Genomic DNA, 22136 nt, shown 5'->3' on the forward strand with positions numbered 1-22136 from the left:
AGTCTTTCTAGGGGGGAAAGCGCCAATGATAGCTGATTGTCGCAGCAGAACCTTGTGGGAGCGGGCTTGCTCGCGAACGCGGCGTGTCAGTCTACACATATGTTTCTGATAGACCGCATTCGCAAGCAAGCCTGCTCTCACAGGGGATTGGGGGTGGGTTTAGAGGGCGTCGCGCGATGGCTTACCGTCAACCAGGCGCTGGATACGCAGCGGATTGGCGTTTTTCAGCGGCTCGGGCAGCAAGCTGTCCGGATAATTCTGGAAGCACACCGGGCGCAGGAAGCGATCAATCGCGAGCGTGCCGACCGAGGTACCGCGCGCATCGGACGTGGCCGGATACGGCCCGCCGTGCACCATCGAATCACACACCTCGACACCGGTCGGATACCCGTTGAGCAGGATTCGCCCGACCTTCTGTTCCAGTAGCGGCGTCAGTTCGGGGAAGCGCTCGAAGTCAGCAGGTTCACCAATGATCGTCGCCGTGAGTTGCCCGTGAAGACCGTTCAACGCCAAGCCGAGCTGCGCTTGATCGGCCACTTCAACAATCACCGTGGTCGGGCCGAACACTTCTTCCTGCAACACTTCGTCGCCGTTGATCAACAGGCTGGCATCAGCCTTGAACAATTGCGGCTGCGCTTGAGTGCCCTGCTGTGGATTACCGGCCAGATGCTCGATGCCAGGATGTGCCAAGAGCTTGTGCAAGCCTTTGCCATAGCTGCCAAGGGTGCCTGCGTTGAGCATGGTTTGCGCCGGTTGATCGCCGATCAGCCCCGCGACCTGCTGCACAAAGGCAGTGAATGGCGCCGAGCGAATACCGATCACCAGACCCGGGTTGGTGCAGAACTGACCGCAGCCCTGCACCACCGACGCGGTGAGGTCACGCGCCACGCTCTCCGAGCGTGCCGCCAGTGCCTGCGGCAAGACGATCACCGGGTTGATGCTCGACATCTCGGCGAACACCGGGATCGGCTGCGGGCGTGCGGCGGCCATGTCGCACAGCGCACGACCGCCCTTGAGCGAACCGGTGAAGCCCACCGCCTGAATCGCCGGATGCTTGACCAGCCATTCGCCGACGCCCCCCCCGTAGATCATGTTGAACACGCCGGCCGGCATGGCGGTTTTTTCCGCCGCGCGAATCAGCGCGTCGGCCACCCGCTCAGCGGTGGCCATGTGACCGCTGTGGGCCTTGAACACCACGGGGCAACCGGCGGCCAGAGCCGAAGCGGTGTCGCCGCCGGCCGTGGAAAACGCCAACGGAAAATTGCTCGCACCGAACACCGCCACCGGGCCGAGGCCAATGCGATATTGACGCAGATCCGGGCGCGGCATTGGCTGGCGTTCCGGCAGCGACAGGTCGATCCGCGCCCCATAGAAATCGCCACGGCGCAGCACTTTGGCGAACAGGCGCATCTGCCCGCTGGTGCGTGCGCGCTCACCTTGAATCCGCCCGGCCGGCAACGCGGTTTCGCGGCAAACCACGGCGACGAAATCATCACCGAGGGCGTCGAGTTCATCGGCAATGGCATCGAGAAACTGCGCCCGGCGTTCAGCGCTGAGGCTGCGATAAGCAGGGTACGCGGCAGCGGCGGCTTTGGCGGCGGCGTCGACTTCCTGCTCGGTGGCCTGAATGAAATCGTGGGGCAGTTGTTCGCCACTGCTGGCGTCAACGCTGTGCAGTTTGACGTTACCGGCCGCGCTACGCTGACCGCCGATGTAGTTGTGACCGAGAATCTGAGTCATGGGATCTCCTTAAAGGGTGCCGATGCTGTCCGGTTCAAATGCTGCTGCGACCGGTGTGATGCCATTGATCAGCGGTGCGCCGAATTCGGCCTGGCTGATCTCGAACACGTCGCCCGGCTGCGTGCGAATGCCATCGGCGAACGACAGGGTCGCGGTGCCGAAGAAGTGAATGTGTACGTCGCCCGGACGCAAGAACTGGCTGTATTTGAAGTGGTGGTATTCGAGGTTGGCCAGGCTGTGGCACATGTTGGCCTCGCCGCTGAGGAATTCGTTTTGCCACAACACTTCGCCGTCACGCAGGATGCAAGTGGTGCCTGCCAAGTGTTGGGGTAGTTCACCGACGCGAAGTTCCGGACCATAACTGCAACTGCGTAATTTCGAGTGCGCCAGATACAAGTAATTCTTGCGTTCCATGACGTGGTCGGAGAACTCGTTGCCCACCGCGAAACCGAGGCGATAGGGTTTGCCGTCAGGACCGATGATGTACAGACCGGCCATTTCCGGTTCCTCACCGGCATCCTCGGCAAACGGCGGCAACGGGAATGGCTGGCCCGGGCGCACGACGATACTGCCGTCACCTTTGTAAAACCATTCCGGCTGTACACCGGCCTGCCCTGCCGCCGGCTTGCCGCCCTCAACGCCCCATTTGAAGATACGCATGGTGTCGGTCATGGCGGCTTCGTCGCCCGCCTGTTGATGCATCTTGTCGCGGGCCGAAGCGCTGCCCAGATGTGTCAAGCCGGTGCCGCTGACCAGCATGTGGGCCGGATCCGGGTGATCGAGTGGCGGCAGGATGCGCAGCTCGTTGAGCAACTGCGCATAGTCATGACTGATACCCAGGCCAAGGGTTTGCACTTGCTGCTCCAGCGTGCCGCCGGCTTCGATGGCCGCCAGCGCCAGATCGCGCACGGTGCGGGTATCCTGCACTTCGCGCACCACGCCTTTGTCGACGACACCGACGCGGCGCTCGCCGTTACTCAATTCGAATTGCACCAGATGCATGTTCTTCTCCTTTTAGAGCACAAATGTTGAAAACCACGCCGAACCACTGTGAGAGCGGGCTTGCTCGCTCCCACATGGGTTCTGTGCTGTTCTTTAGATTCAGGTTCGGGTAGCGCCGCGTGCGCTGGCGGCGAACTGGTCAACGGGCAGTACGTGTTTGCGCTCAAGCACTCGATACACAACACCGGTCAGGACCAACCCGAACACCATCACCCCCGAGAGGAAATACAGGCCCGACGCCAGATTCCCGGTGTATTCCTTCAACGCGCCGATCACGAACGGCCCGATGTAACCGCCAAGATTGCCCACCGAGTTGATCAACGCGATCCCTGCCGCTGCACTCGCGCCGGCAAAGAAGCGCCCCGGCAAGGTCCAGAACACCGCCGTGCAGGAAAACAGCGCAAACGCCACCAGACACAGCGCGGCCAACTGCGCCACTGGCATCGACAGCCAGGCACTGAGAAAAAGACCTATCGCGCCCAGCACATAAAGCACTGCCAGATGGCCGTAGCGATCATTCAAACGGTCTGAACTGCGCGGCACGATCAGCAAACCGATGATCCCGAAGATGTACGGCACCGATGACACGAAACCGGTCACCAGATCAGTGCCGCCAAATTGTTTGATCAGCGTCGGCAGCCACAAGCCGAGGCCATAAATGCTCAAGGTCACCGGCAGATAGAACAGCGCCAGCAGCAAGACGCGTTTGTCTTTGAGCGCATGCAGCGGATTGCCGTGACGGGTCTGGCCGTATTCCTCCAGATCTTTTTTCAGCTCACGGGTCAGCCAGTCCTTCTCGGCCTGATCCATCCACTTCACTTGCTCCGGGCCATCCGGCAACCAGCGCAGCACTGGCCAGGTCAGCAAGATTGCCGGGGTGCCGATGACGATGAACAGCCACTGCCAGCCATGCAGCCCGAGGACGCCGTCCATCCCCAGCAGGCCGCCGGAGACGGGGCCGGTGATCAGCATCGCGATGGGCTGCGAAAGAATGAACAGGCCAAGAATCTTGCCGCGATGGCGCACCGGGAACCATTGGGTGATGTAGTACAGAACGCCGGGAAAGAACCCCGCTTCTGCCGCACCGAGCAGAAAGCGCATGACATAGAAACTGTGTGGGCCCTGGACGAACGCCATGCCGATAGTGATGGCGCCCCAGGTGATCATGATCCGCGCGAACCAGCGCCGCGCGCCGAAACGCTCAAGCATCAGGTTGCTGGGGATTTCCAGCAGAAAGTAGCCGATGAAGAACAGCCCAGCACCGAGGCCATAAGCCGCATCACCGATGCCGATGTCGGCTCCCATGTGCAGTTTGGCGAAGCCGACGGCGGAGCGATCCACATAGGCAATCAGGTACAGCAGGATCAGGAAGGGGATCAGTTTCAGCGTGATGCGGCGAATAAGCCGCAGTTCCTGGCTCATGGGATCGGTCTCCGATTGTTGTTTTTATAGAACCTCGGGGGACGCCTCTCACGAAAAACCGCCAGGGCCATCCCTCCGTCGAAAACGACTATATAGTAATACTAATTACCCAACAACCACTTCCAAACCGCCTAAATTGCGCTTATGTTAAGCCTCAGCTCGAACACTATAGTCATACAATAAGAGAATCGATCATGTCTGATAAGAAACCCACCCTGCGCTCGGCCCAATGGTTTGGCACGGCCGACAAGAACGGCTTCATGTACCGCAGCTGGATGAAGAATCAGGGCATCGCCGACCACCAGTTTCATGGCAAGCCGATCATCGGCATCTGCAATACCTGGTCGGAACTGACCCCGTGCAACGCGCATTTCCGCCAGATCGCGGAGCACGTCAAACGCGGGGTGATCGAGGCCGGTGGTTTCCCGGTGGAATTCCCGGTGTTCTCCAACGGCGAATCGAACTTGCGTCCCACCGCCATGCTGACACGCAACCTGGCGAGCATGGACGTCGAAGAAGCCATTCGTGGCAACCCGATTGACGGCGTGGTGTTGCTGACCGGTTGCGACAAAACCACTCCGGCGCTGCTGATGGGCGCGGCCAGTTGCGACGTGCCGGCCATTGTTGTCACCGGCGGGCCGATGCTCAACGGCAAACACAAAGGCAAGGACATCGGCTCGGGCACCGTGGTCTGGCAGCTCAGTGAGCAAGTCAAGGCCGGCACCATCACCCTGGACGACTTCCTAGCAGCCGAGGGCGGCATGTCGCGTTCGGCGGGCACCTGCAACACCATGGGCACCGCGTCGACCATGGCTTGCATGGCTGAAGCACTGGGCACTTCCTTACCGCACAACGCGGCCATCCCGGCGGTAGATGCGCGGCGGTACGTGTTGGCGCACATGTCCGGCATGCGCGCTGTGGAAATGGTGCGTGAAGATTTGAAACTGTCGAAGATCCTGACCAAGGAAGCCTTCGAAAACGCGATTCGCGTCAACGCCGCCATCGGCGGTTCGACCAACGCCGTGATCCATTTGAAAGCCATCGCCGGACGCATCGGCGTCGAACTGGAACTGGACGACTGGACGCGCATCGGTCGCGGCATGCCGACCATCGTCGACCTGCAACCTTCCGGGCGTTTTCTGATGGAAGAGTTCTATTACGCCGGGGGATTGCCAGCGGTGCTGCGCCGTCTCGGTGAGGCCAATCTGATCCCCCATCCGAACGCGCTGACAGTCAACGGCAAGTCCATTGGCGAGAACACCAAAGACGCGCCGATCTACGGCGAAGACGAGGTCATTCGCACCCTCGACAATCCGATCCGTGCTGACGGCGGCATCTGCGTACTGCGCGGCAATCTGGCACCTCTTGGTGCCGTGCTCAAACCGTCCGCCGCCACGCCAGCGTTGATGCAGCATCGCGGCCGTGCCGTGGTGTTCGAGAACTTCGACATGTACAAGGCGCGGATCAACGACCCAGAACTGGATGTTGATGCCAACTCGATTCTGGTGATGAAAAACTGCGGGCCGAAGGGTTATCCGGGCATGGCTGAAGTCGGCAACATGGGCCTGCCGGCCAAGCTGCTGGCCGAGGGTGTGACGGACATGGTGCGCATCTCTGACGCACGGATGAGCGGCACCGCTTACGGCACGGTGGTTTTGCACGTTGCCCCGGAAGCCGCCGCCGGCGGACCCCTGGCCACAGTGAAAGAAGGCGACTGGATCGAACTCGACTGCGCCACCGGGCGTCTGCACCTGGACATTCCGGACGCCGAACTGGCCGCGCGCATGGCTGACCTGCAACCGCCGCAGCAATTATTGGTGGGCGGTTATCGTCAGTTGTACATCGACCATGTGCTGCAGGCGGATCAGGGCTGCGATTTCGACTTCCTGGTCGGCTGCCGTGGAGCTGAAGTGCCGCGCCATTCCCATTAAAAACAAACAATCGCAGCCTTCGCCAGCGCCTGCATTGGAATGCATCCCCCTGTGGGAGCGGGCTTTCTTGAGCAAGCCCGCTCCCACATTTGATTGTCTGTCTGCCTCACGTTTGTGTCGTGCCTGCTATGATGCGCGGCATCTTAATCGCTCAGGATCGCGCCACTCCCCATGGATTACCGCAAACCTTCCGACCGCAAAAGCATGCACTCGCGCATCGTCCAGGAATTGGGCATGCAGATCGTCTCCGGACGCTTCCTGCCCGACGACAAACTGCCCGCCGAAGCCTTGCTCTGCGAGGAGTACGCGGTCAGTCGACCGGTGTTGCGCGAAGCCACGCGGGTGTTGGTGGCAAAAGGTCTGGTGTACTCCAGACCGCGCGTGGGCACGGTGGTCAAGGCGCGCCGCGAATGGCACATGCTCGACCCGGACGTGCTGCACTGGCTGATGCAAAGCAGCCCGCAGAATGAATTTTTCAATGTCCTGACCAGCGTGCGCAGCATCATCGAACCGGCCGCCGCCGCCCTCGCCGCCCAGCATGCGACCGACGCTGAGATCACCGCCATCGGCGAGGCTTACCAGCGCATGGAGGCTGCATCGACACCGCAAGCCCTGTTGCAACCGGACCTGGATTTCCACAGCAGGATTGCCGATGCGACTCACAATGATTTGCTGGCAAATCTGTGCAACATGCTCTCGGTGGCGATTGCCGAGGCGTTGAAGCATTCGAATCAACGGCCGAACCTGCATGAATTGGCGTTGCCACGGCACAAGGCGATTCTCACCGCGATCGAGAACCGTGATGCCTTGGGTGCAAGGCATGCGACGTTGGTGCAACTGGATGATGCACGCAGTGCGCTGAGCGTAGTGCTTGGTACCGAACGCTCCTGAACACTGAAGATCGCCCGCTCCCACAGGGGGTTAGTGTGAATATCGAGATATAAAAAAAGCCGCAACCCGAAGGTTGCGGCTTTGTCGTTTCAGGCGCTCAGGTCAGTGGGCAAACAACGAATTGCCTTTCTGCCCCGCCAGCTTCTCCGGTTTGATCAGGAACTTGGCCAGTGCCGGCAGCAGCCACAGCGCACCGAACATGTTCCACAACAGCATGAAGGTCAGCATCAGGCCCATGTCGGCCTGGAACTTGATCGCCGAGAAGATCCAGGTGCACACGCCGATGGCCAGGCACAGGCCGGTGAACAGCACCGCTTTACCGGTGGATTTCAGGGTCTGGTAATAGGCTTCCTGCAACGGCAGACCGGCACGCAGGAAACTCTCCAGACGGCTGTAGATGTAGATGCCGTAGTCCACGCCGATCCCCACACCCAGCGCCACCACCGGCAAGGTCGCGACTTTCACGCCGATGCCCATGAACGCCATCAGTGCGTTGCCGAGTACCGACGTCAGCACCAGTGGCAGCACGATGCACAAGGTCGCCGCCCACGAGCGGAAGGTGATCATGCACATGACTGCCACACAGATGTACACCAGAATCAGGATGGTCAATTCAGCCTGCTTGATGACCTCGTTGGTGGCGGCTTCGATCCCGGCGTTACCCGCCGCCAGGATGAACTCCAGACCGTCCTTATTGTTCTCCCTGGCAAATTCCTGCACCGCATGCACCGCCCGATCAAGGGTTTCAGCCTTGTGATCGTTGAGGAACACCAGCACCGGCGCTACTGAGCAACTGTTGTTGTACAGGCCATCGGCCCGTGCAATCGAGCTGTTCAGCACGTCTGGGTTGCGCGACAGGGTTTCCCATTTCAGGTTGCCCTCGTTCATGCCCTTGATCATCTGCTTGGACACGGTCACCAGCGAGATCGCCGACTGCACGCCCTCGGTGTTCTGCATCTTCCACATCAGCTCATCGATCGGTGCCATGGCTTCGTAACGCGAACAACCTTCTTTCTTGGTCTTGACCATCACCACCAGCACGTCGGAGCTGGTCGAGTAGTTGTTGATGATGAAGTTGTTGTCCTTGTTGTAGCGCGAGTCCGGACGCAACTCCGGCGCACCTTGGTCGAGGTCGCCGATTTTCAGGTTTTGGCTGTACCAGAGGCCGCCACCGAAGGCGATCAGCGCCAGAGCAACGGAGACCGGTGCGACTTTCGGGCTGGCGAAGTTCGACAGCAGGCGCCAGAACGGATGTTCGCGGTTTGCGTCCTTCTTGCTTCTGGCAATGGCGCGTTTACTGATGCCGACATAAGAGATCGCGACCGGCAGCAGAATCAGGTTGGTGAACACGATCACGGCCACACCGATGGACGCGCCGAAAGCCAGTTCGCGGATCACACCGATGTCGATGATCAGCAGCGTGATGAAGCCGACCGCGTCCGCGAGAATCGCGATCATCCCCGGCAGGAACAGTTGCCGGAACGTTCGCCGTGCGGCGGTCAGGGCGTTTTCTGCCTCGCTCGATTGCAGGGCGATCCCGTTGATCTTCTGCACACCGTGGGAGATGCCGATGGCGAAGATCAGGAACGGCACCAGCATCGAATACGGATCGAGGCCAAAGCCAAAGAAGTGCATCAACCCCAGTTGCCAGACCACCGCCACCAGCGTGGTGCTCAACACCGCAATGGTGCTGCGCACGCAGTTGGTGAACCACAGCAACAGGATCAGGGTGATGACGAACGCGATGCCGAAGAACAGCACCACCATCACCAGACCGTCGATCAGGTCGCCCACTTTCTTGGCGAAACCGACGATGTGGATTTTGACGTTGGGGTTTTGCGCTTCGAACTTGTCGCGGATCTTTTCTTCCAGTTCATGGGAGAACTTGCGGTAATCCAGCGCCAGCAACTTGCCCTGATCCTGCGGGTCCGGGTAGGACTCCAGCAGCGGAATGTCGACGATGCTCGACTTGAAGTCGTTGGCCACCAGACGTCCGACCTGACCGGACTTGAGCACGTTGTTGCGCAGCAGATCGAGGCTGTCCTGCGAGCCGTTGTAGCTCTGCGGAATCACTTCACCGCCGGCGAAACCCTCTTCGGTCACTTCGGTCCAGCGCACGCTAGGACTCCACAGCGACTTCAGACCGGAACGGTCTACGCCGGAGATGTAGAACACCTCGTCGTTGATCTGGCGCAGGGTCTCCATGTATTCCTTGGAGAAGATGTCGCCGTCGGTGGCTTCCACCGAAATACGCACGGTATTGCCCAGGTTCGCCAGGTCGTTGCGGTGCTCCATCATCTTCTCGATGAACGGATGCTTGAGCGGGATCATTTTCTCGAAGCTGGTGGACGGCCGGATCAGCGTGGCCTGCCAGAACAGAAAAATGCTCACCACCAGGCAGATCAGGATCACCACCGGGCGGTTGTTGAAAATCAGACGTTCAAGGAACGTCGCCTTGTCCTGATGATGATTGCTCAAGGAAGTCATAGCCCCGCCTTCTTATTATTGATCTCGGCACCGTTTGACAGCGTGGTGTGAACACCACCCTGCCCGGTCAGAATCAGGTTGCCGTTGCCGGCGGCGGTGACCGACGACAGCGAAATGCGATCCGGGCGATTGAACACGCTGAAGGTCTGGCCGTCGTCGCTGCTGCTGATCACCGAGCCACCGTTGCCGACGATCACGATCGAGCCGTCCTCGAGCAACGTAGCGCCGGACAGACCGAATTCCAGCGAGCCTCGCGCGGCTTTCAGCTCGACCTGTTCCCAGGTGCTGCCGAAATCCGTGGAGCGGTAGAGGTTGCCGCGCAAGCCGTAAGCGAGCAGCGTCTGGGGCTGGGCCGTGCCGATCACGCCAAACAGCGAGCCTTCATAAGGACCTTCAAGTTTTTCCCAGGTCTGCCCCCCATCGGCGGAGCGGAACATGCTGCCCGACTCGCCGACAATGAACAGCCCGGCGTCTTTCACCGCCGCGATGGCGTTTAGGTGGAACTGGTCTTCGTTGTCGAGGCGGTCGCTGATGTCTTCCCAATGCTTGCCGCCGTCGGTGGTTTCCAGCAGCGCGCCGTAGGCACCTACGGCGATACCGCTGTTGACGTCCTTGAACCAGACGTCGAGCAGCGGCGATTCGCGTTTGAGGTCTTCGAATTGTTTGGTCCAGGTCAGACCGCCGTCCTCGCTGGCGAGAATCTGCGCATCGTGGCCGACGGCCCAGCCATGTTTGTCGTCGACAAAGTACACAGCGGTCAGCAGTTGCCGGCTCGGCACCTTGGCCTGGGTCCAGGACTTGCCCTGGTCATCGGAATAGAGAATGTGCCCACGATCCCCGACGGCCACCAATCGGGCGCCGGCATGGACGACGTCAAGCATCAGGCTTTTTGCGGCTTTGGCTGATTCGAGGGCATACACCACGTCGGCTGGCGCCTCGGCGGCGATCACGGGTGCCGACACGCTGGCGAAGCCCAGCATGGAGAGTGCTGTGACCAGCAACGCGGTGTTGCGAAACGCCGGCGGGCGGCAACGACTCATAGACCTTCCCCTATTTATTATTGTTAGGCCGTTTGGCCTTCAAGGGCGCCGCAAGGGTGCTCCGGTGATGACTGGTCAGAAGCATAGTCCTGAAACCCGCCATCCAGAGCCCCTTCGGAAGCTGGCTCATCCTATCGGGCTTTCGAAACGTCTGACAATCGGCGCCACGTTATCTTTTGTTAACCAGATACAGGCTCCTGTCGCCAGTGATTTGCATTGTGGGAGGGGGCTTGCTCCCGAAGGCGATGTGAATGCGCCGATTTCGCAAGCAAGCTCCCTCGCACAGGGTTAGTGGTGTTTTGGGGATTTGTGGCTGTAGGTGAATGCATGGCCATTCGCCGGATGGATGCGGCAAAAGTTACCGAGGGGACTTGCACGATTGGTATTATGGTATACCATCAGACGCACAGACACCCTCAATCCCCCTACGGAGCAGCTCATGAGTTTCGAAATTCGCAAGATCGTCAGCTATGTCGAAGAAACCTTCATCGAAGGCGGCAAAGCCACCGACACGCCGGTGACCATGATCGGCCTCGCTGTTGTGATGAAAAACCCTTGGGTGGGTAACGGCTTTGTCGAAGACCTGAAACCGCAGATCCGCGCCAACTGCTCCGACCTCGGCGCCATGATGGTCGAGCGTCTGGTCGGCCTCATTGGCGGCGCAGAAAAAATCGAGGCCTACGGCAAGGCTGCCGTGGTGGGTGCTGACGGCGAAATCGAACACGCCTCCGCCGTGATCCACACCCTGCGCTTCGGCAACCACTACCGCGAAGCGGTCAAAGCCAAGAGCTACCTGAGCTTCACCAACAAGCGCGGCGGCCCGGGCACTTCGATTCAGATTCCGATGATGCACAAGGACGACGAAGGCCTGCGTTCGCACTACATCACCCTGGAAATGCAGATCGAAGACGCACCGCGCGCCGACGAAATCGTCGTGGTGCTGGGTTGCGCCGACGGTGGCCGCCTGCACCCGCGCATCGGCAACCGTTACATCGATCTGGAAGAACTGGCCGCCGAAAAAGCCCAGTAATCACAATAAAAAGGCATTGCAGGAGCGCTCCATGATTCGGCTCACCGCTGAACTCACCCCGGCTGGCACCAGTTATCTGGCGACCGGCGAAGGCCAGCCCGTGGTCTTGATCCACGGCGTGGGCCTGAACAAAGAAATGTGGGGCGGCCAGATCGTCGGCCTCGCCACGCAATATCGGGTGGTCGCTTACGACATGCTTGGCCATGGCGCCAGCCCGCGACCGGCCAGCGGTACCGACCTGCTCGGTTACGCCGATCAGTTGCTGGAGCTGCTCGATCACCTCAACCTGCCGCAAGCAGCGGTGATCGGCTTCTCGATGGGCGGTCTGGTGGCGCGGGCCTTTGCGCTGCATTACCCGCAGCGCCTGCAAAGCCTGGTCGTGCTCAACAGCGTGTTCAATCGCAGCGAAGAGCAGCGCGCCGGCGTCATTGCGCGCACCGCTCAAGCCGCCGAACACGGTCCGGACGCCAATGCCGAAGCCGCGCTGTCGCGCTGGTTCAGCCGCGAATATCAGGCCGCCAACCCGGCGCAGATCGCCGCGATCCGCCAGACCCTGGCCGGCAATGACCCACAGGGTTACCTGACCACCTACGAACTGTTCGCGACGCAGGACATGTACCGCGCCGACGACCTGAGCAGCATTCAGGCGCCGACGCTGATCGCCACGGGCGAGCTCGACCCCGGTTCGACCCCGGAAATGGCCGAGCAACTGGCCCGCCGCATCCCCGGCGCGAAGGTTGCCGTGCTGGCGGAACAACGGCATATGATGCCCGTAGAGTCGCCGCGTCTGGTCAACCAGACGCTGTTGGAATTTCTCGAATTCGCACACTCCCGACAAAACCATATAAAGGGGATCGTTGCATGACACTCGCACGCTTCCAGATGTGCATCGGCGCAGAATGGGTCGATGCCCTCAGCGGCAAGACTTTCCAAAGCCTCAATCCGGCCCTGGCCGAACCTTGGGCTGAACTGCCTGACGCAGATGAGGCCGACGTCGAACGCGCTGTGCAATCAGCGCAAAGCGCGTTCGACAGCCCTGCCTGGCGCGGTCTGACCGCCACCGCGCGCGGCAAACTGCTGCGCCGCCTCGGTGACTTGATCGCCGAGAACAAAGAGCAACTGGCGCAGCTGGAAAGCCGCGACAACGGCAAACTGATCCGTGAAACCCGGGGTCAGGTGGGTTATCTGCCGGAATTCTTCCACTACACCGCCGGTTTGGCTGACAAGCTCGAAGGCGGCACCTTGCCGCTGGACAAGCCCGACCTGTTCGCCTACACGGTTCACGAAGCCATGGGCGTGGTCGCGGCGATCATTCCCTGGAACAGTCCGCTGTACCTGACCGCGATCAAACTCGCGCCGGCGCTCGCCGCCGGTAACACCATCGTAATCAAGCCGTCAGAGCACGCGTCGGCGACCATCCTTGAACTGGCGCGTCTGGCCCTCGAAGCCGGGATTCCGCCAGGCGTGGTCAACGTTGTGACCGGTTACGGCCCGAGCACCGGCGCCGCCCTTACCCGCCATCCGCTGATCCGCAAGATCGCCTTCACCGGCGGCGCGGCCACGGCCCGGCATGTGGTGCGCAGCAGCGCCGAGAACTTCGCCAAGCTGTCGCTGGAACTGGGCGGCAAGTCGCCGAACATCATTTTTGCCGACGCCGATCTCGACAGCGCGATCAACGGCGCGATTGCCGGGATCTATGCGGCCTCGGGCCAGAGCTGTGTGTCCGGTTCGCGATTGTTGGTGCAGGACGAGATTTACGACGAGTTTGTCAGTCGTCTGGTCGAACGGGCCAAACGCATCCGCATCGGCAACCCGCAGGAAGACAGCAGCGAAATGGGCCCGATGGCCACCGCGCAGCAACTGGCAGTGGTTGAAGGGCTGGTCGCCGACGCCATCGCAGAAGGCGCGCGCTTGCGCACCGGCGGCAAACGTCCGAGCGGTCTCGGTGAAGGTTGGTTCTACGAGCCGACGCTGTTCGAGTGCGATCGCAATTCGATGAAGATCATGCAGGAAGAAGTCTTTGGCCCAGTGGCGTCGGTCATCCGTTTCAAGGACGAGGCCCAAGCGCTGGCGATCGCCAACGACTCGCAATTCGGACTCGCCGCCGGCATCTGGACGCGCGATCTGGGCCGCGCCCATCGCCTGGCGCGCGACGTGCGTTCGGGGATCATCTGGGTCAACACCTACCGCGCCGTTTCAGCGATGGCACCGATAGGCGGCTTCAAGAACAGTGGCTATGGACGCGAAAGCGGCATCGACTCGGTGCTGGCCTACACCGAACTGAAAACGGTGTGGATCAACCTCTCTCAGGCGCCAATGCCTGATCCGTTTGTGATGCGCTAGGAGTCCTGCGACATGATCGAACCCGGCATTTACAAAGACGTCATGAGCTCGTTTCCGTCCGGCGTCACGGTCGTCACCACCCTCGATCCGGATGGCGCCATCGTCGGCATCACCGCCAGCGCCTTCAGTGCGCTGTCGATTGATCCGGCGCTGGTGCTGTTCTGCCCCAATTACGCTTGCGACACCTACCCCGTGCTGCGTGACAGCAAGAAATTCGCGATCCATTTGCTGTCCGCCGAGCAGACCGCTGAAGCCTACGCCTTCGCCGGTAAAGGCAAGGACAAAGCCAAAGGCATCGAGTGGCACTTGAGCGAACTCGGGAATCCGATTCTCGCCAAAGCCACCGCAATCATCGAGTGTGAGTTGTGGCGTGAATACGACGGTGGCGACCACGCGATCATCGTTGGCGCAGTGAAAAATCTGACCCTGCCAGCGCAACCGGTAGCGCCGATGATTTATCACAAGGGCAAGCTGGGCGCCCTGCCCACCTTGGCCTGACGGATACACATTGTTCCCAATGTGGAAGCGGGCTTGCTCGCGAAGGCATCGTGTCAGTCGACATCAATGTCGAATGATCCACCGCATTCGCGAGCAAGCCCGCTCCCACAGGGAGAAACAGGGTGATTGGAGGAATGATGAGTCACGAAAAGTACGAAAAAGGCCTGAAGATCCGCACTCAGGTTTTGGGCGAAGCCTATGTGCAACGCTCAATAGAGAACGCCGACGACTTCACCCGTCCGCTGCAGGAAATGGTCACCGAATACTGCTGGGGTCATGTCTGGGGTCGCGAAGGTCTGTCGCTCAAAGAACGCAGCATGATCAACCTGGCGATGATCTCGGCGCTTACCCGCCCGCATGAACTCAAGCTGCATGTACGTGGCGCCTTGCGTAACGGCCTGAGTCGTGAGCAAATACGCGAAATTCTGCTTCAGGTCGGCATTTATTGCGGCGTCCCGGCGGCCGTGGACAGTTTCCGGCTCGCCCGTGAAGCCTTCGCCGAAGCCGACGCCGAGGCCTCCAGTTAACCCCTCGGCTGTTTAGATGCCCGTCTGGCATGGACAGCCAACTTAAAGAGCGGATCCCATGAAACGCCAGCCACTCGACGACAGCTTCAAGGTCAATCGCAACCCCGTTACCCTGCGCGAAATCGTGCTGGATAAACTGCGTAGCGCGATTATGAATTTCCAGCTCATGCCAGGCGATCGTCTGGTTGAACGCGATCTGTGCGATCGCCTGGGCGTGAGCCGCACGTCGGTGCGCGAAGCCTTGCGTCACCTTGAATCCGAAGGCCTGGTGGAATTCGCTGACGCCAAGGGCCCGCGTGTCGCCATCATCACCCTGGCCGACGCCGTCGATATCTACGAACTGCGTTGCGTGCTGGAAGGCCTGATCGTTCAACTGTTCACCCTGCGCGCCAAAGCCAAGGACATCAAAGCCCTGGAAAAAGCCCTCGAAGAGAACCGCAAGGCGCTCAAGGACGGCGAGCTGCAACAGGTGATCGACTCGGTACAAGGCTTCTACGACGTCCTGCTCGAAGGCTCCGGCAACCACGTTGCGGCCACGCAATTGCGCCAGTTGCAGGCACGCATCAGCTACCTGCGGGCGACGTCGGTGTCCCAGGAAAACCGTCGTGGCGCCAGTAATCAGGAAATGGAAAAAATGGTCGCGGCAATCAAGAGCGGCGACCCGCTGCTGGCGCATCAGGCCTGCGTTGATCACGTCCGCGCTGCCGCGACGGTCGCCCTCGATTACCTCAAGCGCAAACAGGAAGAGACCGGCGCAACTCCCGCGATCACCCTGCCCATCGCGCTGAAAGAACCGCGCATAGGTCACTGACATGTCCAGCCCGAGCTTTTGCCCGAAATGCGGTGGCCCTGACCTCGGTCAGCAGATGCCGCCGGGTGATACGCACGAGCGCCTGATGTGCCGCGGCTGCGGCTACATCCACTACGTCAATCCGAAGATCATTGCCGGCTGCATCATCGAGCAGGACGGCAAATACCTCTTGTGCCAACGAGCGATACCACCGCGTCCGGGCACCTGGACGTTGCCAGCGGGCTTCATGGAAAGCGGCGAGACCACCGAGGAGGCGGCGCTGCGCGAAGTCTGGGAAGAAAGCGGCGTGCGCGCGGAAATCGTCTCGCCCTATTCGATCTTCAGCGTGCCGAAGATCAGCGAGGTGTACATCATCTTCCGCGCCCTCGCGCTGGAGATCACCGGCCAGTTCGGCCCCGAGACCCTGGACTACAAGTTCTTCGCCCCCGAAGACATCCCGTGGGAGCAGATCTACTACCCGGCGATCCGGCAGATCCTCGAACGCTACATCGAGGAACGCCAGGCCGGGGTGTATGGGATCTACATGGGCAACGACGACAGCGGCAAGATTCATTTCATCCGCTGACGATCACCGTCGCCCCCACAGGGGATTTGTGGTGATTCTCAAAGTGGCGCCACGCCCTCGACGATGATGATTTCTGCCCTCGCCCATTCCTCGCGGTAGCGCTTCGCCTCCTGATATGCCGCCGAGTGGTAGCACGCCAGTGCTTGCTCGTAGCTATCGAATTCGATCACCACACTGCGCTGTGGCGTCTTGCGTCCTTCCATCGCCTCGCTGCGCCCGCCTCGCGCCAGAAATTTCGCGCCAAACTCGGCGAACGCTTTCGGGGCGCGTTGGGTGTATTGGCTGTAGTGATCGGGATCGGTGATGTCCACGTGAGCAATCCAGTACGCCTTCATAGTGACCTCTTGGTTGAATTTGTATTATGGTATACCACGAATTACATCCACATCGAGAGTCCAGCATGGCCTTCAACAGCATCGAAGAAATCATCGAAGATTATCGCCTCGGCAAAATGGTCCTGCTGGTCGATGACGAAGACCGGGAAAACGAAGGCGACCTGTTGCTGGCCGCCGACCGTTGCACGCCCGAGGCGATCAGTTTCATGGCCCGTGAGGCCCGGGGGCTGATTTGCCTGACATTGACCGACGATCATTGCCAACGCCTGGGGCTTGAACAGATGGTGCCGAGCAACGGCAGCGTGTTCAGCACCGCGTTCACGGTTTCCATCGAAGCGGCGGTCGGCGTGACCACCGGCATTTCCGCCGCTGACCGCGCCCGTACGGTCGCCGCCGCTGTCGCCAGAGACGCCCGCGCCGAAGACCTTGTGCAGCCCGGGCATATCTTCCCGCTGCGCGCCAAGGAAGGAGGCGTGCTGACCCGCGCCGGTCACACCGAAGCAGGTTGCGATCTGGCCCGCCTCGCCGGTTTTACCCCGGCATCCGTCATTGTTGAAGTAATGAACGATGACGGCACCATGGCCCGTCGCCCGGATCTGGAAGTGTTCGCGCGCAAGCACGGGATCAAGATCGGCACCATCGCCGACCTGATCCACTATCGCCTGAGCACCGAGCACACCATCGAACGCATCGGTGAGCGCGAATTGCCGACGGTCCATGGCACGTTCCGATTGATCACGTTTGAAGACCGTATCGAAGGCGGCGTGCACATGGCGATGGTCATGGGCGATTTGCGCCGCGAAGCGCCGACGCTGGTGCGCGTGCATGTGATCGATCCGCTACGCGATCTGGTCGGCGCCGAGTACAGCGGGCCGAGCAACTGGACATTATGGGCGGCGCTGCAGCGGGTCGCGGCCGAGGGCCATGGCGTCGTCGTGGTGTTGGCCAATCATGAGTCGTCCCAGGCTTTGCTGGAGCGTGTACCGCAACTGACTCAACCACCCCGACAGTTCAGCCGGTCGCAATCGCGGATTTATTCGGAAGTGGGAACCGGGGCTCAGATTCTGCAGAACCTTGGTGTGGGCAAGTTGCGCCATCTCGGCCCGCCACTGAAGTATGCAGGCCTGACCGGGTATGACCTGGAGGTGGTCGAGAGCATCCCGTTCACCGAATAATCCACGCCAGACACAATTCCAACTGTGGGAGGGGGCTTGCTCCCGAAGGCGATGTATCAGTCGACATCAATGTTCAATGACCGACCGCGTTCGGGAGCAAGCCCCTTCCCACAAGGGTTTTGCATTTCCCGATCGTCATCTCACGGCCCCAAAAAGGACATTCGCCAGATAACCGGTAAGGCAAAGTGCTTGCACAAAGTTTGGAATACCATAATATGATATTCCATAGACCGGACATTCCAAAGAACGTCCATCTACTGCTCCCCGATAGGCGGGCAACAACGCAAGCCCGCTCAAAAACACAACAATGAGGGCGTAAAAATGGTGTTGAACAAAGCTGCAACCGCAATCCTTTTTGCCGGACTGCTGAGCGTCACCGGCCAGGCCGCCATGGCCGCCGAGAGCGTGAATTTTGTCAGTTGGGGCGGAAGCACCCAGGATGCGCAGAAACAGGCCTGGGCTGACCCGTTCAGCAGGGCCAGCGGCATCACTGTCGTGCAGGACGGTCCGACCGACTACGGCAAACTCAAAGCCATGGTCGAAAGCGGCAACGTGCAATGGGACGTGGTCGATGTCGAAGCCGATTTCGCCCTGCGCGCCGCCGCTGAAGGGCTGCTCGAACCCCTCGATTTCAACGTCATCCAGCGCGACAAGATCGACCCACGCTTTGTCAGCGATTACGGCGTCGGCTCGTTCTTCTTCTCCTTCGTCCTCGGCTACAACGAAGGCAAGCTCGGCGCTGCCAAGCCGCAAGACTGGACGGCGCTGTTCGACACCAAGACCTACCCCGGCAAACGCGCCCTGTACAAATGGCCAAGCCCCGGCGTGCTCGAACTGGCGCTGCTGGCCGATGGCGTACCCGCCGACAAGCTCTACCCGCTGGACCTGGATCGCGCCTTCAAGAAACTCGACACCATCAAGAAAGACATCGTCTGGTGGGGCGGCGGCGCGCAGTCGCAGCAACTGTTGGCCTCGGGTGAAGTCAGCATGGGTCAGTTCTGGAACGGCCGCATTCACGCCCTGCAAGAAGATGGCGCGCCGGTGGGTGTGAGCTGGAAGCAGAATCTGGTCATGGCTGACATTCTGGTGATTCCAAAAGGCTCGAAAAACAAGGACGCGGCGATGAAGTTCCTGGCCAACGCCAGCAGTGCCAAAGGCCAGGCCGACTTCTCCAACCTGACCGCTTACGCCCCGGTCAACGTCGACAGCGTGGCGCGCCTGGATTCGGTGCTGGCCCCGAACCTGCCGACTGCCTACGCTAAGGATCAGATCACTCTCGACTTCGCGTACTGGGCCAAAAACGGCCAGGCCATCGCGACACGGTGGAACGAATGGCTGGTCAAATGAAAATGGCGGCCACTGCGTCCCGTCCCTCCACTGCCACCGGGAGCGCCGCAAGCGCTGCCGGCTCGGCCGCAGGACAAAAGGCGATTGCGATGCCGCAAGCCCCCTCCCTCAGACAACGCTGGCGCGGCGCCGGCAACCTCGTCCCGGCGCTGCTGTTCCTCGGCCTGTTCTTTCTGGCGCCGTTGATTGGTTTGCTGTTGCGCGGTGTGCTCGAACCCACCCCGGGCCTTGGCAACTATGAACAACTGTTCGCCAACTCGGCGTATGCCCGCGTGCTGCTCAACACCTTTTCAGTGGCCGGGCTGGTGACGCTGTTCAGTCTGTTGCTGGGCTTCCCGCTGGCCTGGGCGATCACCTTGGTGCCGCGCGGCTGGGGTCGCTGGATCCTCAACATCGTGTTGCTGTCGATGTGGACCAGCCTCCTCGCCCGCACCTATTCGTGGCTGGTGCTGCTGCAAGCCTCAGGGGTGATCAACAAGGCTTTGATGGCGCTGGGCATCATCGATCAGCCGCTGGAAATGGTGCATAACCTGACCGGCGTGGTGATCGGCATGAGCTACATCATGATTCCGTTCATCGTGCTGCCATTGCAGGCGACCATGCAGGCCATCGACCCGATGATCCTGCAGGCCGGCTCGATTTGCGGGGCCAGCCCATGGACCAACTTCTTGCGGGTGTTCCTGCCCCTGTGCAGGCCCGGGCTGGCGTCCGGTGGGTTGATGGTGTTTGTGATGTCGCTCGGTTACTACGTCACCCCGGCGCTGCTGGGCGGAGCGCAGAACATGATGCTGCCGGAGTTCATCATTCAGCAGGTGCAATCGTTCCTCAACTGGGGCCTGGCCAGTGCCGGCGCCGCGTTGCTGATCGCCATCACCCTGGTGCTGTTTTACTTCTACCTGAAGCTTCAGCCGGAATCCCCGGTTGGCGCCAGTAACGCGAGGTAAGCCGAGATGCTCCTGACTCCCAATGCCATGAGCCGCCGGATGCGTTTCGGGCTCTACACCACCACCGGGCTGATCGGTTTGTTTCTGCTGTTGCCGATCGTGTTCATTGTCCTGCTGTCGTTCGGCTCGTCCCAATGGCTGGTGTTCCCGCCACCGGGGTGGACACTGAAATGGTACGGCCAGTTCTTCTCCAACCCCGACTGGATGAATGCGGCACTCGCCAGCCTCAAGGTGGCGGTGCTGACGACCGTCTGCGCCGTGATCCTCGGTCTGCCGACAGCGTTTGCCTTGGTACGTGGGCGCTTTCCCGGCCGGGAATTGCTCTATGGCCTGTTCACTCTGCCGATGATCGTGCCGCTGGTGATCATCGCCGTGGCGGTGTACGCGCTGTTCCTCAAACTCGGTTACACCGGGACGATGTTTGCCTTTGTGGTCAGCCATGTGATCGTCGCGTTGCCGTTCACCATCATCTCGATCATCAACTCGCTGAAGCTGTTCGATCAGTCGATCGAAGACGCGGCAGTGATCTGCGGCGCCTCACGCCTGCAAGCGGTGCTCAAGGTGACGTTCCCGGCAATACGTCCGGGCATGGTCGCCGGCGCCCTCTTCGCCTTCCTCGTTTCGTGGGATGAAGTGGTGCTCAGCGTGATGATGGCCAGCCCGACCCTGCAAACCCTTCCCGTGAAAATGTGGACCACCCTGCGCCAGGACCTGACACCGGTGATCGCCGTCGCTTCGACGCTGCTGATCGGCCTGTCGGTATTGGTCATGGTGATCGCCGCCGCCCTGCGCCGGCGCAACAACATCAGCGCCTGAGCGCCCAGGAGTACGACATGAGTGCCGTGATCAAAGACGCATCCCAGCAGAACGACAACCCCCTGGTCAGCCTGCGCAACCTGAACAAGCACTACGGCGACTTTGCCGCCGTGGACAACATCTCCCTGGACATCAAGGACGGTGAGTTCCTCACCTTCCTCGGCTCCAGCGGTTCCGGAAAAAGTACGACGCTGTCGATGCTCGCCGGTTTCGAAACCCCGAGCAGCGGCGAGATCCTCGTCAACGGCCAGTCGCTGGTCAATGTGCCGCCGCACAAGCGCGACATCGGCATGGTGTTTCAGCGTTACTCGCTGTTCCCGCACCTGTCGGTGCGCGACAACATCGCCTTCCCGTTGGCGATCCGCAAACTCGCTGCGGCCGAACGCGACAAGCGTGTCGATGCGATGCTCAAACTGGTGCAACTTGAACAGTTCGCTCATCGCCGCCCTTCGCAACTGTCCGGCGGCCAGCAACAACGAGTCGCCATCGCCCGGGCGCTGGTCTATGAGCCACGCATTCTGCTGATGGACGAACCGCTGGGTGCGCTGGACAAAAAACTGCGCGAAGACCTGCAAGACGAACTGCGCCAACTGCATCGTCGGTTGGGCATCACCATCGTTTACGTGACCCACGATCAGGAAGAAGCCATGCGGTTGTCCCAACGCATTGCGATTTTCAGTCACGGCAAGATCGTTGGTTTGGGCAGCGGGTATGACCTGTATCAGAATCCGCCGAACGCGTTTGTCGCCTCGTTCCTCGGCAACTCGAACTTCCTCAAACTCAAGGCGCAGGGCAATGCGGCCGCGAGTTTTGAAGGGCAGCCGCTGTCGATCCGACTGACCGCAGGCCTGCACACTGATCAGGATGTGCTGCTGATGGTACGCCCGGAAAAAGCCTTGGCGCTGAGCGTGCAGCAAGCGAGCGATGAGCCGTTGATGGGGGGGTGGAATGAGGTGTCAGCGACGGTGGTTGAAGTGCTGTTTCTCGGCGAGAGCCAGACCTGCAGCGTGGTGACCTCGGGCGGGACGTCGATGACCGTCAAAGCGCTGTCGGCGGCGGGCATGCCACTCAAGGCGGGGGATCCGGTACGCGTACGCTGGGCCACCGCCGATGCCTGCGTCTACACCGAATGGAGCGAAAGCGACCTGAACAAAGCCGCCGGCGCTCACTAAACGCATCAACACCCTACAAATCCCCCTGTGGGGCGAATCCAAAAAACCGTCCATCGCCGG

The 22136-nt window shown here is 60.7% G+C and carries 20 protein-coding genes; 14 read left to right on the top strand and 6 right to left on the bottom strand.

The window, feature by feature from the left end:
• Positions 1-159 precede the first annotated feature (159 nt).
• The 3 genes from AACY11_RS10530 to AACY11_RS10540 all read right to left on the bottom strand — a co-directional run bounded on the left by AACY11_RS10530 (position 160) and on the right by AACY11_RS10540 (position 4164).
• The gene (locus tag AACY11_RS10530) at positions 160-1740 is read right to left on the bottom strand and encodes an aldehyde dehydrogenase (NADP(+)) (protein WP_339494678.1); all 1581 of its coding nucleotides are present in this window, start codon (positions 1738-1740) and stop codon (positions 160-162) included.
• Between the two features lie 9 nt (positions 1741-1749).
• Positions 1750-2742, bottom strand: coding sequence for an AraD1 family protein (gene araD1, locus AACY11_RS10535; protein ID WP_339433190.1), 993 nt, complete (start codon positions 2740-2742; stop codon positions 1750-1752).
• Positions 2743-2841: 99 nt separating this feature from the next.
• Entirely contained in the window at positions 2842-4164 is a 1323-nt protein-coding gene (locus AACY11_RS10540; RefSeq protein WP_339494679.1) for an MFS transporter, read from the bottom strand.
• Between the two features lie 194 nt (positions 4165-4358).
• Between AACY11_RS10540 and AACY11_RS10545 the strand changes: the two genes are divergently transcribed.
• Together AACY11_RS10545 and AACY11_RS10550 are read left to right on the top strand one after the other, a co-directional pair.
• On the top strand, positions 4359-6095 hold the full coding sequence (locus AACY11_RS10545) for an IlvD/Edd family dehydratase (RefSeq protein WP_339433192.1): 1737 nt from the start codon (positions 4359-4361) through the stop codon (positions 6093-6095).
• A 171-nt stretch (positions 6096-6266) separates the two neighbouring features.
• Complete coding sequence (locus tag AACY11_RS10550) at positions 6267-6986, top strand: FadR/GntR family transcriptional regulator (RefSeq protein WP_339433193.1); 720 nt, start codon at positions 6267-6269, stop codon at positions 6984-6986.
• Between the two features lie 102 nt (positions 6987-7088).
• On the opposite strand, the gene AACY11_RS10555 is transcribed toward AACY11_RS10550, so the two are convergent.
• Positions 7089-9473: an efflux RND transporter permease subunit gene (locus AACY11_RS10555; RefSeq protein WP_339494681.1), complete on the bottom strand. Its 2385-nt coding sequence runs from the start codon at positions 9471-9473 to the stop codon at positions 7089-7091.
• A complete protein-coding gene (locus AACY11_RS10560; RefSeq protein WP_339494683.1) occupies positions 9470-10513 on the bottom strand; it encodes a WD40/YVTN/BNR-like repeat-containing protein in 1044 nt (347 codons plus the stop codon). The genes AACY11_RS10555 and AACY11_RS10560 overlap by 4 nt, the downstream gene beginning before the upstream one ends.
• A 439-nt stretch (positions 10514-10952) precedes the next feature.
• Between AACY11_RS10560 and AACY11_RS10565 the strand changes: the two genes are divergently transcribed.
• The 7 genes from AACY11_RS10565 (at position 10953) to AACY11_RS10600 (ending at position 16287) form a co-directional block, all read left to right on the top strand.
• A complete protein-coding gene (locus AACY11_RS10565; protein ID WP_339466128.1) occupies positions 10953-11543 on the top strand; it encodes an amino acid synthesis family protein in 591 nt (196 codons plus the stop codon).
• A 31-nt stretch (positions 11544-11574) separates the two neighbouring features.
• Positions 11575-12408, top strand: a complete 834-nt coding sequence (locus tag AACY11_RS10570) for an alpha/beta fold hydrolase (protein ID WP_339433197.1) — start codon at positions 11575-11577, stop codon at positions 12406-12408.
• The gene (locus tag AACY11_RS10575; RefSeq protein ID WP_339494684.1) at positions 12405-13886 is read left to right on the top strand and encodes an aldehyde dehydrogenase; all 1482 of its coding nucleotides are present in this window, start codon (positions 12405-12407) and stop codon (positions 13884-13886) included. The genes AACY11_RS10570 and AACY11_RS10575 overlap by 4 nt, the downstream gene beginning before the upstream one ends.
• Before the next feature lie 12 nt (positions 13887-13898).
• Entirely contained in the window at positions 13899-14384 is a 486-nt protein-coding gene (locus AACY11_RS10580) for a flavin reductase family protein (RefSeq protein WP_339494685.1), read from the top strand.
• A 137-nt stretch (positions 14385-14521) separates the two neighbouring features.
• On the top strand, positions 14522-14911 hold the full coding sequence (locus tag AACY11_RS10590) for a carboxymuconolactone decarboxylase family protein (protein WP_339494686.1): 390 nt from the start codon (positions 14522-14524) through the stop codon (positions 14909-14911).
• A 58-nt stretch (positions 14912-14969) separates the two neighbouring features.
• Positions 14970-15722 carry a GntR family transcriptional regulator gene (locus tag AACY11_RS10595; protein WP_339433201.1) on the top strand — a complete coding sequence of 251 codons (753 nt, stop codon included), beginning with the start codon at positions 14970-14972 and terminating at the stop codon, positions 15720-15722.
• 1 nt (position 15723) lies between these two features.
• Positions 15724-16287, top strand: a complete 564-nt coding sequence (locus tag AACY11_RS10600) for an NUDIX hydrolase (RefSeq protein WP_339494688.1) — start codon at positions 15724-15726, stop codon at positions 16285-16287.
• A gap of 38 nt (positions 16288-16325) precedes the next feature.
• Here AACY11_RS10600 and AACY11_RS10605 read toward each other — a convergent pair whose 3' ends face one another.
• Entirely contained in the window at positions 16326-16622 is a 297-nt protein-coding gene (locus AACY11_RS10605) for a DUF1330 domain-containing protein (protein WP_339494690.1), read from the bottom strand.
• Between the two features lie 65 nt (positions 16623-16687).
• Here AACY11_RS10605 and ribBA point away from each other — a divergent pair, with 65 nt between their 5' ends.
• The 5 genes from ribBA to AACY11_RS10630 all read left to right on the top strand — a co-directional run bounded on the left by ribBA (position 16688) and on the right by AACY11_RS10630 (position 22076).
• Positions 16688-17797 (top strand): bifunctional 3,4-dihydroxy-2-butanone-4-phosphate synthase/GTP cyclohydrolase II, encoded by a 1110-nt coding sequence (gene ribBA / locus AACY11_RS10610; protein WP_339433204.1) that lies wholly within the window; start codon positions 16688-16690, stop codon positions 17795-17797.
• A 321-nt stretch (positions 17798-18118) separates the two neighbouring features.
• The gene (locus AACY11_RS10615; protein ID WP_339433205.1) at positions 18119-19144 is read left to right on the top strand and encodes an ABC transporter substrate-binding protein; all 1026 of its coding nucleotides are present in this window, start codon (positions 18119-18121) and stop codon (positions 19142-19144) included.
• Positions 19141-20088: an ABC transporter permease gene (locus tag AACY11_RS10620; protein ID WP_339433253.1), complete on the top strand. Its 948-nt coding sequence runs from the start codon at positions 19141-19143 to the stop codon at positions 20086-20088. The genes AACY11_RS10615 and AACY11_RS10620 overlap by 4 nt, the downstream gene beginning before the upstream one ends.
• 6 nt (positions 20089-20094) lie before the next feature.
• Positions 20095-20904, top strand: coding sequence for an ABC transporter permease (locus AACY11_RS10625; RefSeq protein WP_339433206.1), 810 nt, complete (start codon positions 20095-20097; stop codon positions 20902-20904).
• A gap of 17 nt (positions 20905-20921) precedes the next feature.
• Complete coding sequence (locus AACY11_RS10630; protein ID WP_339433207.1) at positions 20922-22076, top strand: ABC transporter ATP-binding protein; 1155 nt, start codon at positions 20922-20924, stop codon at positions 22074-22076.
• Positions 22077-22136 lie beyond the last annotated feature (60 nt).

Source organism: Pseudomonas sp. RA_105y_Pfl2_P56 (assembly GCF_963970845.1).
GTDB lineage: Bacteria > Pseudomonadota > Gammaproteobacteria > Pseudomonadales > Pseudomonadaceae > Aquipseudomonas > Aquipseudomonas baetica_A.

Excerpts from the sequence above, each read along its gene's own strand:
- AACY11_RS10530 (WP_339494678.1), bottom strand. The coding sequence starts at position 1,740 with ATGACTCAGATTCTCGGTCACAACTACATCGGCGGTCAGCGTAGCGCG.
- araD1 (WP_339433190.1), bottom strand. The coding sequence starts at position 2,742 with ATGCATCTGGTGCAATTCGAATTGAGTAACGGCGAGCGCCGCGTCGGT.
- AACY11_RS10540 (WP_339494679.1), bottom strand. The coding sequence starts at position 4,164 with ATGAGCCAGGAACTGCGGCTTATTCGCCGCATCACGCTGAAACTGATC.
- AACY11_RS10545 (WP_339433192.1), top strand. The coding sequence starts at position 4,359 with ATGTCTGATAAGAAACCCACCCTGCGCTCGGCCCAATGGTTTGGCACG.
- AACY11_RS10550 (WP_339433193.1), top strand. The coding sequence starts at position 6,267 with ATGGATTACCGCAAACCTTCCGACCGCAAAAGCATGCACTCGCGCATC.
- AACY11_RS10555 (WP_339494681.1), bottom strand. The coding sequence starts at position 9,473 with ATGACTTCCTTGAGCAATCATCATCAGGACAAGGCGACGTTCCTTGAA.
- AACY11_RS10560 (WP_339494683.1), bottom strand. The coding sequence starts at position 10,513 with ATGAGTCGTTGCCGCCCGCCGGCGTTTCGCAACACCGCGTTGCTGGTC.
- AACY11_RS10565 (WP_339466128.1), top strand. The coding sequence starts at position 10,953 with ATGAGTTTCGAAATTCGCAAGATCGTCAGCTATGTCGAAGAAACCTTC.
- AACY11_RS10570 (WP_339433197.1), top strand. The coding sequence starts at position 11,575 with ATGATTCGGCTCACCGCTGAACTCACCCCGGCTGGCACCAGTTATCTG.
- AACY11_RS10575 (WP_339494684.1), top strand. The coding sequence starts at position 12,405 with ATGACACTCGCACGCTTCCAGATGTGCATCGGCGCAGAATGGGTCGAT.
- AACY11_RS10580 (WP_339494685.1), top strand. The coding sequence starts at position 13,899 with ATGATCGAACCCGGCATTTACAAAGACGTCATGAGCTCGTTTCCGTCC.
- AACY11_RS10590 (WP_339494686.1), top strand. The coding sequence starts at position 14,522 with ATGAGTCACGAAAAGTACGAAAAAGGCCTGAAGATCCGCACTCAGGTT.
- AACY11_RS10595 (WP_339433201.1), top strand. The coding sequence starts at position 14,970 with ATGAAACGCCAGCCACTCGACGACAGCTTCAAGGTCAATCGCAACCCC.
- AACY11_RS10600 (WP_339494688.1), top strand. The coding sequence starts at position 15,724 with ATGTCCAGCCCGAGCTTTTGCCCGAAATGCGGTGGCCCTGACCTCGGT.
- AACY11_RS10605 (WP_339494690.1), bottom strand. The coding sequence starts at position 16,622 with ATGAAGGCGTACTGGATTGCTCACGTGGACATCACCGATCCCGATCAC.
- ribBA (WP_339433204.1), top strand. The coding sequence starts at position 16,688 with ATGGCCTTCAACAGCATCGAAGAAATCATCGAAGATTATCGCCTCGGC.
- AACY11_RS10615 (WP_339433205.1), top strand. The coding sequence starts at position 18,119 with ATGGTGTTGAACAAAGCTGCAACCGCAATCCTTTTTGCCGGACTGCTG.
- AACY11_RS10620 (WP_339433253.1), top strand. The coding sequence starts at position 19,141 with ATGAAAATGGCGGCCACTGCGTCCCGTCCCTCCACTGCCACCGGGAGC.
- AACY11_RS10625 (WP_339433206.1), top strand. The coding sequence starts at position 20,095 with ATGCTCCTGACTCCCAATGCCATGAGCCGCCGGATGCGTTTCGGGCTC.
- AACY11_RS10630 (WP_339433207.1), top strand. The coding sequence starts at position 20,922 with ATGAGTGCCGTGATCAAAGACGCATCCCAGCAGAACGACAACCCCCTG.